This window comes from Arthrobacter sp. efr-133-R2A-120, assembly GCF_030209835.1.
Lineage (GTDB): Bacteria > Actinomycetota > Actinomycetes > Actinomycetales > Micrococcaceae > Arthrobacter.
Genome location: NZ_JARVRF010000003.1, coordinates 1 through 14012 on the forward strand (window position 1 = coordinate 1; position 14012 = coordinate 14012).

Annotated in this window: 14 protein-coding genes; 7 read left to right on the forward strand and 7 right to left on the reverse strand. The window is 63.1% G+C overall.

Translation table 11 applies throughout. From position 1 onward, the window contains the following. The 6 genes from QRN52_RS01855 to fabF all read left to right on the forward strand — a co-directional run. Window positions 1-605, forward strand: a 605-nt coding sequence (locus QRN52_RS01855) for a transketolase-like TK C-terminal-containing protein (protein ID WP_502869680.1), incomplete at its 5' end; no start/stop codon positions are given. A 209-nt stretch (window positions 606-814) separates the two neighbouring features. Further along, window positions 815-2059 carry a PucR family transcriptional regulator gene (locus QRN52_RS01860; RefSeq protein ID WP_284751101.1) on the forward strand — a complete coding sequence of 415 codons (1245 nt, stop codon included), beginning with the start codon at window positions 815-817 and terminating at the stop codon, window positions 2057-2059. An 88-nt stretch (window positions 2060-2147) separates the two neighbouring features. Beyond that, on the forward strand, window positions 2148-3077 hold the full coding sequence (locus tag QRN52_RS01865; protein ID WP_284751102.1) for an ACP S-malonyltransferase: 930 nt from the start codon (window positions 2148-2150) through the stop codon (window positions 3075-3077). Further along, window positions 3074-4135, forward strand: coding sequence for a beta-ketoacyl-ACP synthase III (locus QRN52_RS01870; RefSeq protein ID WP_284751103.1), 1062 nt, complete (start codon window positions 3074-3076; stop codon window positions 4133-4135). The genes QRN52_RS01865 and QRN52_RS01870 overlap by 4 nt, the downstream gene beginning before the upstream one ends. A gap of 109 nt (window positions 4136-4244) precedes the next feature. Then, on the forward strand, window positions 4245-4490 hold the full coding sequence (locus tag QRN52_RS01875; RefSeq protein WP_028267518.1) for an acyl carrier protein: 246 nt from the start codon (window positions 4245-4247) through the stop codon (window positions 4488-4490). A gap of 140 nt (window positions 4491-4630) precedes the next feature. Further along, entirely contained in the window at window positions 4631-5866 is a 1236-nt protein-coding gene (gene fabF / locus QRN52_RS01880; RefSeq protein WP_284751104.1) for a beta-ketoacyl-ACP synthase II, read from the forward strand. A 143-nt stretch (window positions 5867-6009) separates the two neighbouring features. On the opposite strand, the gene QRN52_RS01885 is transcribed toward fabF, so the two are convergent. The 3 genes from QRN52_RS01885 to dprA form a co-directional block, all read right to left on the reverse strand. Next, window positions 6010-6513 carry a DUF3145 domain-containing protein gene (locus QRN52_RS01885; RefSeq protein ID WP_078108617.1) on the reverse strand — a complete coding sequence of 168 codons (504 nt, stop codon included), beginning with the start codon at window positions 6511-6513 and terminating at the stop codon, window positions 6010-6012. Window positions 6514-6772: 259 nt separating this feature from the next. Beyond that, window positions 6773-7738, reverse strand: coding sequence for a tyrosine recombinase XerC (locus QRN52_RS01890; protein ID WP_284751319.1), 966 nt, complete (start codon window positions 7736-7738; stop codon window positions 6773-6775). A gap of 269 nt (window positions 7739-8007) precedes the next feature. Continuing rightward, window positions 8008-9234, reverse strand: a complete 1227-nt coding sequence (gene dprA, locus QRN52_RS01895; RefSeq protein ID WP_284751105.1) for a DNA-processing protein DprA — start codon at window positions 9232-9234, stop codon at window positions 8008-8010. A gap of 208 nt (window positions 9235-9442) precedes the next feature. Between dprA and QRN52_RS01900 the strand changes: the two genes are divergently transcribed. Beyond that, entirely contained in the window at window positions 9443-10138 is a 696-nt protein-coding gene (locus QRN52_RS01900) for a hypothetical protein (protein ID WP_284751106.1), read from the forward strand. A gap of 437 nt (window positions 10139-10575) precedes the next feature. Here the strand turns inward: QRN52_RS01900 and QRN52_RS01905 are convergent, their stop codons facing one another. From QRN52_RS01905 to QRN52_RS01920, 4 genes are all read right to left on the reverse strand, one after another. Next, a complete protein-coding gene (locus tag QRN52_RS01905) occupies window positions 10576-10866 on the reverse strand; it encodes a hypothetical protein (RefSeq protein ID WP_284751107.1) in 291 nt (96 codons plus the stop codon). A 243-nt stretch (window positions 10867-11109) separates the two neighbouring features. Beyond that, window positions 11110-12453, reverse strand: a complete 1344-nt coding sequence (locus QRN52_RS01910; protein WP_284751108.1) for a phage major capsid protein — start codon at window positions 12451-12453, stop codon at window positions 11110-11112. A 226-nt stretch (window positions 12454-12679) separates the two neighbouring features. Continuing rightward, window positions 12680-13036 (reverse strand): hypothetical protein, encoded by a 357-nt coding sequence (locus QRN52_RS01915; RefSeq protein WP_284751109.1) that lies wholly within the window; start codon window positions 13034-13036, stop codon window positions 12680-12682. A 1-nt stretch (window position 13037) separates the two neighbouring features. After that, the gene (locus QRN52_RS01920; protein WP_284751110.1) at window positions 13038-13628 is read right to left on the reverse strand and encodes a hypothetical protein; all 591 of its coding nucleotides are present in this window, start codon (window positions 13626-13628) and stop codon (window positions 13038-13040) included. Between the last annotated feature and the right edge of the window lie 384 nt (window positions 13629-14012).

The window sequence follows — 14012 nt, forward strand, 5'->3', positions numbered from 1 at the left end:
ACGAACCGATCAGCCAGCCCGCGGAACCGGAAAACCTCGACACCGAAGGCCTCCTCAAGGGCATCTACCTGCTCGCCCCGGCGAAAACCGACGGGCCCCGGGCACAGATCCTGGCCTCCGGCGTCTCGGTCCCCTGGGCCCTGGAAGCCCAGAAGGTCCTGGCCCAGGACTGGGGAGTCTCCGCCGATGTCTGGTCCGTGACCTCCTGGAACGAACTCCGGCGCGACGGACTCGCCGCCGAAGAACACGCCTTCCTGAACCCCGGCGAAGAACCCCGCATCCCGTTCGTCGCCCAGCAACTCGCCGGCGCCACCGGACCGGTCATCGCCGTCACCGACTACATGAAAGCCGTCCCCGACCAGATCCGCCAATTCATCCCCAACGAATTCGCCTCCCTCGGCGCCGACGGCTTCGGATTCTCCGACACCCGCCAAGCCGCACGCCGCTTCTTCAAGAACGACACCCACTCCATCGTCGTCAAAGCCCTCCAACTCCTCGCCCGCCGAGGCGAAGTTGACGTGCAGGCGCCTGCCCAGGCAATCGAGAAGTACAGCCTCCTCGACGTCAACGCCGGCACCACCGGAGGGGCGGGCGGCGAAAGCTAAGCCTCCAGAGAAGCAAGCAACATCTCGACGGCGGTCCACACCGAAAGGTGCGGGCCGCCGTCGGGCTTTAACACCCGGGCTTTAACATCCGGGCAGTAACAATCGCCGCTCAGCACCACTCGACGCGGGCAGTCACGTGACGTGCACCAATCGCAGTTGTAGCCTTCGCACAAATGGAGCTTGTGGATGATGCGCCGTATGCTCAAGGCATGGCAGAGCCGAATCAAACCCCCGCGAAACGCAAAGCGGCCGCGCGCACGTTATCACCCGAAAAGGCGGAGACCCTCAAGCGGCTCCGTGCCAATGTGGGGCAACTGTCCACCACCACCATGCGCAAGCTTGAGAAATCGTTGCCATGGTACAGCCGGCTGAGCTCCGATGAACGCTCAGCATTGGGCCTGGTTGCCCAAAACGGAATCGCGGCTTTCGTGACGTGGTACGAGAGGCCGAGCTCGCCGTCGTGGATCCTGACGGACGTCTTCGGGAATGCTCCGACCGAACTGACCCGCTCCATCAGCCTGCAAAAGGCCCTCCAGCTGATCCGGATCGTCGTCGAGGTGGTGGAGGACCAGGTCCCCGTCATCGCACCCGAAGCCGACCAGCCCTCTTTGCGCGAAGCGGTCCTGCGCTACTCGCGGGAAGTGGCATTCGCCGCAGCCGATGTCTATGCCCGCGCCGCCGAATCCCGCGGTTCCTGGGACACCAGGCTCGAAGCCTTGATCGTGGACGCCATCCTCCGTGGCGAGAACACCGACGCCCTTCGTTCCCGCATCGCGGCCCTCGGCTGGAAGGCCCAGGAGCGCTTCACGGTGATGGTGGGCAACTCGCCGTCGGAACCAAGCGCAAGCTACGTGAGCGAGTTGCGCCGGACCGCCGGACGCTACGCGGAGGACGCCCTGGTCGGCATCCAGGGCGACCGCCTCATCTTGATCCTCGGTGGCGTCCAAGACCGAGACACCGCGTATCTGAAACTGAGCGAACTGTTCGCCCCCGGCGCGGTGGTCTATGGACCCGAGGCCGGGTCACTGTTGGAGGCAAGCAGCTCCGCACAGGCAGCCTTTGCAGGGCTCACCGCTGCCAAGGCCTGGCCTTCGGCTCCGCGACCGGTAGCCGCTGACGACCTCCTCCCGGAGCGCGTAGTCTCAGGCGACGACGCCGCCCGCCGTTCCCTGATCAAGAACATTTACCGGCCGCTGCTGGCCGCATCCAACGGCCTTGTTGAAACCCTCGGAACCTACTTGGAACTGGGCCATTCCCTCGAAGCAACCGCCCGCGAGCTGTTCGTCCACGCAAACACGGTGCGGTATCGTCTCAAGCGCGTCTGCGACGTCACAGGGTGGGATCCGCTCCTCCCCCGGGAGGCTTTCGTGCTCCAAACCGCGTTGGTTGTGGGCAGGCTTTCGGCCCAGCCAAAGGCGACGTCGGAGCGTCACGGTACCCGATCCGCGGGTTGAACCGTTGTAGACTTCCTACAAACTGACCCAGTGAGCTTGGTGTACGCAAACACCAGTAGTTCACGCGGCAATTTGGAAAGCTGGTTACGTGCTTGCAATCGTCTGCCCTGGACAGGGCTCCCAGACCCCTGGATTTTTGGCCCCCTGGCTGGAGCTCCCTTCCGTAGAAGGCCATTTGGCCTCCCTGAGCGAAATCGCAGGCATCGACCTCAAGGCCCACGGCACCACCTCCGATGAAGAAACCATCAAGGACACTGCCGTCGCGCAGCCCCTGATTGTTGCCGCAGGGCTCGTGGCAGCGAAATCGCTGTTCGACGTCGAACTCAGTACCCTTCCGATCGTCCTTGCCGGCCACTCGGTCGGGGAGATCACGGCCTCGGCGCTTGCGGGTGTCCTGAGCGAGGAAGAAGCCATGACGTTTGTCCGCGAGCGTGCCAACAACATGGCCGCTGCCGCCGCCGTCACCCCCACCGGAATGAGTGCCGTCGTCGGCGGCGATCCGGCCGAGGTGCTGTCCGCTATCGAGGCAGCGGGCGCAACTCCCGCGAACGTCAACGGCGCGGGCCAGACGGTTGCCGCGGGCACGTTCGAACAGCTCCAGGCGCTGGCTGACAACCCGCCTGCCAAGGCCAGGGTCATCCCGCTGAAGGTCGCCGGAGCATTCCACACCTCCCACATGGCCCCGGCCGTGAGCGCGCTTGAAGCACTGCGGCCGTCGCTCAAACCGCAGGCTCCCACGGTTCCCTTGCTCTCGAACTTCGATGGCCAGGAAGTCACGGACGGCGGCGCCGCCGTCGAAAGCCTGATCGCCCAGGTCTCGCGCCCGGTGCGCTGGGACCTCTGCATGGAGAACCTGGTCCAGCGCGGAGTCACCGGACTCATCGAACTGGCACCTGCCGGCACCCTGGCCGGCCTCGCCAAGCGCGGCATGCCCGGCGTGAAAACCGTTGCCGTCAAGACGCCGGAAGACTTGTCCGCCGCACTTGCACTCTTCGCGGAATTGGAGGGAGACGCATGAGCGCCCCCGTACTCAAGCAAGCGCCGACGAACGCATACTCACGCGTTATCGGCATCGGGGCATACCGCCCTGACATCATCGTCACCAACGACGACGTTTGCCAGTGGATCGATTCCTCGGACGAATGGATCCGCCAGCGCACAGGCATCGTGACCCGCCACCGCGCTGCGGCCGATGTCAGCGTTATCGACATGGCCGAAGGCGCTGCCCGCGAGGCACTCAAGCAGGCCGGCATTGAGGCTTCCCAGCTGGGTGCCGTCATCGTCTCCACCGTCACGCACCCGTATGCCACGCCGTCCGCCGCCGCCGCCCTCACCGACCGTTTGGGCGCCACCCCTGCACCGGCCTTCGACATCTCCGCGGCATGTGCAGGCTACTGCTATGGCATCGCCCAGGGCGACGCCTTGGTCCGATCGGGCGCGGCTGAATACGTCCTGGTGGTCGGCGCCGAGAAGCTCTCGGACGTCATCGACAACCATGAGCGAACCATTTCCTTCCTTCTCGGCGACGGTGCGGGCGCCGTGATCATCGGCCCGTCCGACACGCCCGGCATTGCCCCGTCCGTCTGGGGATCCGATGGCAGCAAGTGGAACGCGATCGGCATGACGCATTCCCTCGACGAAGTCCGCAACCTTGGCGAGACTGCCCGCCACTCGGATGAATCCGACGATCAGGCCATTATTTCCGCGGCGCAGGATGTCTGGCCGACGCTCCGCCAGGACGGCCAGACGGTCTTCCGCTGGGCCGTCTGGGAAATGGCGAAGGTTGCCCAGCAAGCCCTCGACGCCGCAGGCATTGAAGCCTCGGATCTGGCGGCGTTTGTCCCGCACCAGGCGAACATGCGGATCATCGATGAGATGGTCAAGAAGCTCAAACTTCCCGAGACTGTGGTGGTTGCACGGGACATCGCCGATGCGGGAAATACTTCTGCCGCCTCCATTCCGCTGGCCACGCACCGACTCCTCAAGGAGAACCCGGCGCTCAGCGGCGGCCTCGCCTTGCAGATCGGCTTCGGTGCCGGTCTTGTGTTTGGTGCCCAGGTAATCGTTCTTCCGTAGTTTCGGACCGCGCCTGCCTTCCAATTGAATAGCGCTTTGAAACCCAAGCCGTAACCGCGGTTTGCCCCCATTCCGGCAATAGCCGGCACAACAAGAAAAGGAGCCAACAATGGCTAGCAACGAAGAAATCCTGGCCGGCCTGGCTGAAATCGTGAACGAAGAGACCGGCCTCGCCACCGAAGCCGTGGAGCTGGACAAGTCCTTCACCGAGGACCTCGACATCGACTCCATCTCCATGATGACCATCGTCGTCAACGCTGAAGAGAAGTTCGGCGTGCGCATCCCGGACGAAGAGGTCAAGAACCTCAAGACCGTCGGCGACGCCGTCAACTTCATCTCGAACGCACAGGCCTAGCCTGGCCTCAACTGTGCCGGACTTCGGGTGCGCCCTGTTGCATCCGAAGCCCGGCACAGCTGCTTTATCTCCCAAAGTTTTTTCCTGCCTCCCCAGTGAGAACAGCACGTGGGTTGGCTGATCCGACAGAGAGTGATCGCATGGCACGCAAAGTAGTCATAACCGGTCTGGGCGCCACAACGCCCATCGGCGGCGACGTCCCCACGATGTGGAAGAACGCGCTCAAAGGGGTCTCCGGTGCCCACACACTCGAGGACGAGTGGGTTGCCAAGTATGACCTTCCGGTCCACTTTGCCGCCCGGTGCTCGACGCCGGCCCTCGAGGTTCTGAGCCGCGTAGAAGCCAAGCGCATGGACCCGTCCACGCAATTCGGTGTCATCGCCGCCCGCGAGGCCTGGGCTGATTCCGGTATCACCGAAATCGACCACGATCGCCTTGCCGTGGCTTTCGCCACGGGTATCGGTGGCGTCTGGACGCTCCTGGACGCTTGGGACACGCTGAGGGAAAAGGGCCCCCGCCGGGTTCTGCCCATGACGGTTCCCATGCTCATGCCGAACGGCGTCGCCGCCGCGGTCAGCCTTGACCTTGGTGCCCGCGCCGGTGCGCACACCCCGGTTTCTGCTTGCGCTTCCGGCACCGAAGCCTTGCACCTCGGCCTGGATCTCATCCGCTCCGGCAAGGCCGACGTCGTCGTCTGCGGCGGCGCCGAAGCCGCCATCCACCCGATGCCGCTCGCCGCGTTTTCCTCGATGCAGGCCCTCTCGCGCCGCAATGACGATCCCGAGCACGCTTCGCGGCCATACGACCGCGACCGCGACGGCTTTGTCATGGGTGAAGGCGCCGGCGCCCTGGTCCTGGAAGCCGAGGAGCACGCGATCGCCCGCGGCGCACGCATCTACGCTGAGCTCGCCGGCACTTCAGTCACAGCTGACGCCTACCACATCACCGCACCGGACCCGGAAGGCCTGGGCGCTACCCGCGCTTTGAAGGCTGCCATGTTCGATGGCCGCATCCAAGCTGAGGACGTCGTGCACGTCAACGCCCACGCCACCTCGACGCCTGTTGGTGACAAGCCCGAGTACACGGCGCTCCGCGCCGCACTGGGCGCCCACGTCGACAATGTGGCGGTCTCCGCCACCAAGTCGCAGATGGGCCACCTGTTGGGCGCTTCAGGGGCCGTAGAAGCGGTGCTGACGGTCCTCGCCGTCTACGAACGCCAGGCTCCGTTGACCATCAACCTTGAGAACCAGGATCCGGAGATCCCGCTCGACGTCGTCACTTCGGCACGCACTTTGCCTGCCGGTGACATTGTCGCTTTGAGCAACTCCTTCGGTTTCGGCGGCCACAACGCCGTCATCGCCATCCGCAACGTCTGACGGTCGCCGGAGCTTCGGCGAACAAAGCAAGGCACAAGAGGAGGGCCCCACCGTGGTGGGGCCCTCCTCTTTGCTATGGAAAAGCTATTTTGGGAACTTTGTTCCCTAACCGACCGGGTGTTGCTTAACCGAGCTGGTGTTGCCTAACCGACCTGGTGGAGCCAGCGCACAGGGGCGCCTTCAGCGGCATGCCGGAAGGGCTCGAGCTCTTCGTCCCAGGCCTCACCGAGCGCCAAGGAAAGCTCGTGGTAGACGGCGGCAGGATCTCCCGCCCCCGACTCGTAGGCGTAGCGGATGCGGTCCTCAGTCACCATGATGTTGCCGTGGACATCGGTAACCGCATGGAAGATACCCAGCTCCGGTGTGTGCGACCAACGCGCGCCGTCGACGCCTTGGCTGGGCTCCTCGGTGACTTCGTAGCGAAGGTGCGCCCATCCTCGCAGTGCCGAAGCCAATTGGGCACCGGTTCCAGGCACTCCTGCCCAGGAGAGCTCGGCGCGGAACATTCCGGGCGCGGCCGGCTGAGGGGTCCACTCAAGATCGGTCCGCTTGTCAACGACCGATCCGATGGCCCACTCAACGTGAGGGCACAACGCGGTAGGGGCCGAATGCACAAACAAGACACCGCGGGTTATTGCAACAGACATTCCATCCTCCATAGCTGTAGGTACGTCTTCCCCAACGACCTCTGCCTGGATGAAAATGTGCTGCGCGGGTGCCGCGCTGTTCCGGTTTCCCTACCTATCTATGATTTTTTCCGCAGCGGAAGAACATTCAAGTTTTGGTTGAAAGTTCCCCCGCAGTGCTTTCATTTTGCCGTACCGACCCGAATTACGCCAGTGCGATTCACGGACGTGCGGTTTTCCTCCTCTGGGACTGTTCGAAGTGTTGCACGGTTTCTGGTCCTTAAGCACGGGGGTGGGCTTGTTGATAGCTCTTGCGGAGCCGGTCCACCGACACATGGGTGTAGATCTGGGTTGTTGCGAGGCTGCTGTGTCCCAGAATTTCCTGCACGGCACGCAGGTCCGCGCCGCCGTCGAGCAAATGGGTGGCGGCGGTGTGACGCAGGGCGTGGGGGCCGGTTGCCGCGGTATCCCCCAAGGCTGCCAGGAGATCGTTGACGACGCTGCGGGCCTGGCGCTGATCGATGCGGTTGCCCCTTGAACTGAGGAAGAGTGCCGGCCCGCTGCGCTCGTTTGCGAGCCGTGGGCGTCCGCGGCGGAGCCAGTCGTCGACGGCGAGCGCAGCCGGGACCCCATAGGGCACCGTCCGTTCCTTGTTGCCCTTGCCGAGCACGCGAAGAGTCCGGCGGTCCGGATCGAGATCATCGATGTCCAGGCCGGCGAGCTCGCCGACGCGGATCCCTGTGGCGTAGAGCAATTCGACGACGGCGCGGTTTCTCAACGGCATCGGAGAGCCCGCCGCGGCTGCCCCTGACAGGTTTTCGAAGATCCTGGAGACCTGCTGCTGGTGAAGGACTCCGGGGAGTGTGTGGTCCAGCTTGGGGGCTTGGAGGCGAATGGCAGGGTCCGACGCGATGAGTTCTTCCCGCAGGGCCCAGGCGGTGAATGCGCGGGCCGTCGCGGCATGCCGGGCGAGTGTTGCCCTGGACCGGCCGGATTCGCTTTGTGCCCCCAGCCAACGTCGAAGGGTGCCGAGTTCCAGGTCCGCGAGTTCCCCCACGCCCTCCACGGCAGCGAAGCGCAGTAGGTTCTCGACGTCGGCGATGTACGCCCTCACCGTGTGGGCGGACCTGGCCCGTTCGCTTTCGAGGTAACGCCGGAAGCCCTGAACGGACCCGGCGAGTGCTTCGGGGAGCGGATTCTCTTGCACCCTTCCACTGTGCCAGCCGCGGGGCCCGGTGGCTGGCATCGCCACGACGAGCCGCTTCACCTTTGACCGATGGACCCGCACATCCTGAAGTACTGCCACAGGAGCAACCCCTGCCAGACCACGAAAACAACCCAAAGGCAGACCGGGCCAGAGCCGCCTTGGACGAACAGGACGGCTCCCACAATCAGAAAGAGACCGATTTGCCGTCCAATCACGAACCTCGCGGGCTGCGTCCTTGGCTTCATGTCCACTCCGTCCCCATCGAAGCTACCTCAACCCCCGCTAACTGATAGTCGACTATCCCTAGTTTATCCCTGTTTCCCCGATCTCTTCCACGCGCCACTCACTGATACCGCCAAGCCCAACAGGCCGAGGCGTCCAAGACCTGCCCTGACGGACTCGGGGCTGAGTCCCGCAACGACCGCGAGCTTCTCCACCGAGCTCGTAGAACGGACGGGCAGGGAGTCGAGCAGGATGAGGTCCTCGAGGGTGAGCCCGTCGTGATCCGAGGCTGCCGTTTCCTTGTCCCCGACGAGCCCCTCACCGCTCGACCCTGCCAGTTCAGCGATCTCTCCGACGTCCGTGACGCAAACAGCTCCGCCATCCCGGAGGAGCCGATGGCAGCCCGCAGAGTTGGCGCTGTGGATGGACCCCGGGACCGCGGCGACCGCCCTGCCGATGGATTCAGCATGATGAGCTGTATTCAGGGCACCCGAACGCCAGCGCGCTTCCACGACCACGGTCACGGCTGCCAAGGCAGCGATAATCCTGTTCCGCTGAAGGAAGCGGTAACGGGTGGGCGCCGAGCCCGGGGGAACTTCGGAAATGACCGCCCCTTGGTTTGCCACGGCACGCAGCAAATCCTCGTTTCCGGACGGATAGTATCGGTCCACGCCCCCGGCCATCACCGCGATGGTCGGCATGTCGTTCGTGCCCCCGGCCAAGGCTCCGCGGTGAGCATGGGCGTCGATCCCGTAGGCCCCTCCGGACACGACGGTGCAGCCGCGCTGACCCAGCCCGTAGGCGAAATCGCCCGTGACGGAGGCCCCGTAGCTTGTACTGTCCCGGGAGCCGACAAGCGCCACGACCCGACGTACGGGTGGGAACTCCAATTCGTTTCCCCGCCACCACAAACACAACGGCTCATGAAGGCCCAGGTCTGCCAACTGCGCGGGCCACAGCGGGTCCCCAGGGATGATCATGCGACCACCCAGGCGTTGCATGGTGGCAAGATCGCGGTCCGGGGCAAGGTCCGGGATCCGGGGCGCCCACCGGCGCAACGCAGCAGCCAATCCGGCCCCGGCGGAAGATACCCCGCTGTCCACCAACAAGGAAGCCACTTCCTGCTCAAGCCCGGGTCCGGGAGCGAGTTCGCCGGTCGCTATTTTGAGACCGTCAACGGCCCCTGCGGCCTTCACCAGCGCGAGCCCGCCCGCATCTTGCGGTTCCATGAGCCGCGATAATGCTGTCCGGGCGAGTCGCTCCCTGCTCCGGTCCGGGGCGTCCGAGGTGAGCCGCTGGCCATGTTTAGTCATGGCGTGTCCTTTCATGCGGCCGCAACCGCCTGCCGCAAGCCGAGGGCCTGCCCGATGTCGTCACTGTGGGGTTGGTCTCTGTGGCCCAGGTCCGCGAGGGTCCAGGCGAGGACATGGACAGCGAAACAGCAGAACTAGATTGGCGGCACGGAACACTGAAAGGGACAAAGGCCCCTCTTCGGCGGTGGCGCTTGTGTATGTTGTGCCAATGGATGCCGAAACTCTCCGACTTTTGATCACCGCTGGGACTGCAATCGTCGCCGGTCTAGGCGGTGCCGGTCTTACTGCCTATATCAACCGTAGGAACACTACGGACTCGCTTGCGTCAGCACGAGCGACGACTGATGAGCAGTGGAAACGGACCCAAGAGCGGGAACACACCACTTGGCTCCGAGACCAGAAAATGGAAGCCTATACAACTTTCATGTTGCGTGCCCAGTCAATTCATGCGGAAATCTCCGCTGCGAGATTCGAAGAAATCCCCGATGTTGATCCTGAGGAACTGGTGATAGATCGAGGAAAAGTGAAGATTCTTGGCTCGCCCAAGGTTCGCTACGCCGCACGTTCACTTGACACTTGCGTCTCTGAGATGTTCGAAGCGCATATGTACGTTCGCATCCAATATATGGAAGGCATCGGGGACGGCAAGGCGACGGAAGAGGACGAGGACCGAATCCGGGCGAGGAGACACAACCGACTCATGGAAGCCTTGGATGGATTACACGCGGCAAAGGTGCGTTTCTCAATGCACCTCATTGACTATGTGGAAGAGGTGCGAAACGACCTCGGTACCGCCACACCAGACGACCATGAACTGAACGCCAGCAACCGCGCTCTCATTGATCCGGACAGAGAAATTGAAGATGAAGAGGTTGACTTGGTGCCCGATGGCGAGTTGGCCTAAGAAGAGGCATCCAAACCGCCTTTGCCCAGCCGGGGCACCTCGCCCTAGCTCCCAGTTGGCTCTGCGGCGAGTCCTTGCCCGCCATGGCAGCCAGCACGTCTCTAGGATCGGGGACATGACTACTGAGAACGCGGTTCCAACAGAAGAGCAATGCGACTACTCGGAGCGCAACATTTCCGGGGACGCTGTACGGTGCGCTCGTAGACAAGGCCACTCGGGCGGTCACACGCCGGTGTGGAACGGTTCAGAAGCGGAGCGCTGAGCTTCAACACGCAAGAAGAGACCCCCACCGGGAAACGGACGGTAAAGCGGTGGGGGTCTCTTTGTGTTGGCGCTGGCGGTTCATCGGTCCCGAAAGGTTTGGGCTGCCTCGCCGCCATGGGCTGCTCGGGCCGCTTATTGAAAAGCCGGAGCAGTGACCTTTACGCCAAGCTCTCTTAGTCCGACGCCTTCACGGACTTGTTGCCGCGCCTCACGGGCGGCTCGCTCGGTTCGGGCGGCGGCGCTGCTGCTGCTGCCGCCTCCTGCTCAAGCACGAATTGAGGTTTCCGCTCGCCCGGCAGGAAAGTGACTTCACCCCATTCCGGATGCTCCGGGTTGACGACGCGAAACACGTCCTCAAACACGGGATTGACGGGATGCTCCGCGTCACCGAACTGCAACGCCTCGGCGTTGGAACGACGCCGCGACGCTGGCCCGTATGGCCCGCTAAATTTGTGATCGGCCACTTTCTCAATTCCTTATCTGTAAGGTTGCGCCCATGCCGGGAGGGATTCGCCCGGCAGGAAGGTAACCGCGACGCCGTTAGGGTCCGTCAGGTGCATGATGTGGAGTGCGTCAATACGAGGCGTGGGAACGGCATTGGAGGTCTGCGGCAATCTTCCGTCGCTGGTTCCGTTGCGATAGTTCTGGTCTTCGATTGACGGATATGACCAATTCAAGGCAGCGCCAAAAGGCGTGGCGAGTACCATTTAGGCGGATCCCGTCAGAGCCTTGTAAACCGCGAATGCGCTGGACCGTGCCGGGGCAATGTCGCCGCGCCAGTGCATGACGAAACCAATCATGCCGGAATCGGCGTAACGCTCGTCCAAACGCTGCAAAGTGAAATCGAGCCGCTGCCCGATCAAAAGCTGTGACCAATCGCCCACGAAAGCATCGGCAGCCGTCGTAAGCGTTCCCTGGGTGTAAGCCGATGCAACTTGGTTTGTCGGAATGAACGGCAGATCCCGCAGATCCGTCTGGTTCTTATCCAGCGGCCTGTTCTGGCTGTCGATCAATTTCGCGTACGACTGCAAAAGCTTGGTGGGAGCCAAAAGCGCCGTGGGACTTTCGTTGAGGTTTTCGACCGCGTAGTCAAGGTCGATCAATTCATTGAACCGGGTCAATGCGGTGCCGTTCGTCTGGTTCCCCAGCACGTTCGCCGCACGCACCGCGAGCAGAGTAGCTGCCACGCCACGAGGATTCGGGCCGACTGGCAGGTTGATCCCCGCCCAGCTATTCGCGGTTACCACGCCGCCGTATAGCGCCATGTAATCCAGTTTCAGGGCCATCGCCTTGGCGATTTCGTTGCGTACCAGTTCCTCGCCGTTGATGGCGTCTTGCAGCCATTCCATGGTGACCTGCACGAGGCAGGACATTGTTTTCGATGTGAGGGTCACGTTGTCGAGCGTCGGATCGCTAGGCGTGATCGCCGAGCCTTCCGTGCGGAATGCTGCCGTGGGGTCGCCGGTGACGCGCCCGATATTCACAATCTGCCCATTCATGGGCACGATTTGCGCCCCGGCATTCAGAACAGCCGAGTAATTCCGGGCGAGGTCAATAACGTCCGTAGCCCAATCTGCCGGGACCACGGCGGACGTGCCGGTATCCGTCACGGTACGCACCATTTGCCCGAGAGATCCGCCATAGACGCCTTTGACAATGGCATCGTTTGCGGCGCGCGTGGCTGCATGTTCCCTGACGAGCGGGTGTGCACCGAAGGACTCGCCACGCCCCACCACGGCGGGAACGTCCGGGCGGTCCCGCAGCACGAACCTTGCCGGTGTGCCCTTGCCGCCGTCCTTGCGGAACGTCGTTGCCGATGCCTGGACAAGTCCCCCGGCACGGCTGTTGGCCGTGTAGTCGCCGTCGCTCGGGCCGGGGCCACGGGTGGCAGCTACGAGGGCGTCAATTTCAGCGTCAAGCCCGGACTTCTCGGAACGGAGCGCTTCAACGCGGGCCATGTTGGGCGCGTCTTGTTCCCGGACCGCGCTTAGTTCTGCGGCGATGGCATTGCGCCGGGCAAGTTTGGTATCAATCATTTCTTGGATATTCACTGTCGGCTCCTAAAGCCTACTGCGGGCCGTATTCATGCCCGGCTAAATGGGAATGGCGCGGCCAATTGACAACGTAGTGTCAGGCAGCGTCTTACGTTCAAAACCATTTGCTGGGCGAATCCACTACGGGCGAAGCGCGGTGGTGGCTCTGCATTGACCGGCCACGGGTGGGTTATTCACCGGGATCCCGTGGGAAGCCAACAACCATCATACGCGAACGGAATTGCTACACATAGCCGCCCTCAATAGCCTCGCGACGGGCATTCGCACTGGCGCACCGTTGACGATACGCGGCCAAGTCGGGTGAACCCGGTCCGGGGTGCACGAGCAATTCGGAGTCCGCCAAGGCGTCGAGTGCGTCATCGCGGGCCTTCTCGGCTTCAAGCTCCCGGATTTTGGCTTCGCTCCGGGCGATATCGGCATCGACAATCCCGAGATTGGTTCTTACGGATATTGAACGCTCGACACCATCAGACTTCATGCGTCCAAGCTCGCTAAGCGCGGTGTGCAAAGCCTCACGGCGCGCCCTTTTGGCGACTAGCTGCTCCCGCTCTCGGGCAATGAGTTGTTCCATGGTTGTCATTTCATTTCTCCTTTGGTTTGACACCGTAAGTGTCAGGGTTGGTCACTTTCTCAGGCGGATAAGTCCACGGCAGGTGATCCCTATGACCATCAACCGGCGTTCCCAAGCTCCGAATGAATTCGTCATCCTCGAATGCATCGGCGTCGCCGGTCTGCCGCACCGGGGCCAGAATCACCCGCAGTTTCTCCAAGGCGTCATTGACCAGACGGTAATGAGCCGGGGCCAAATGCACCCGCCCGTCAGCAATCACCTTGTCAACAATCCGCGCCGCAGACATCGCCTGAGATTCGAGCCGGGCGCATTCCTTCGTCCAGATGCCCGCCCGCACCGCCAGCGCATCAATTTCGGCCTCAACAGCGGACTCCGTGGACTCGGGCGCGGGACCACGCTCAACCACGGGCGGATCATCAGCCGGGAACGCCGGAAACGGCGCACGGACAACCGTAAGCCCGGCCTTCGCCGGGACAAACGACATGCCGTCAAGCTTCGCCCGACGACGGCGCTGCGCCTCCGAATGGCCCTCACGGCAAACCTCACAACGGCAGTTGTGATGCCGGTAGCCGCTCGCGCCGTGCTTGAATGCATCGCTCATTTGATTACTCCCTTCGTTTTGTCCCCACAGCCGCCCTACAGGATTTTTGCCCTACAAAGCGGAGAAATTCCGGAAGACTAGGCGGTCGTCCGCGTTCTGCTGGCTAAAAAACTGCCTGTCGTTGGGCGGCTGATGGTGCCCCGGTTTGTTGGTGCCCCGGTGCGCCCGGTTGGGTGTGTTGGCTTGGTGCGCTTGTCTGCTGCTTGTGCCTTGGTGTTGCTGCCTTGGTTGCCTCGCTCCGATGCCGTGCCGTGTGCCGTTGCGTGTGTGTCCTCGCGGGGTGCGTGGTGTGCGGCTGCTGTCCGACTATGGGGGCACTGCTGCCGTTCTGCGGCCTTGGGCTATCGTTCAGGTGTGATTGCCCAAGGGTGGTGTCAGTGCGGC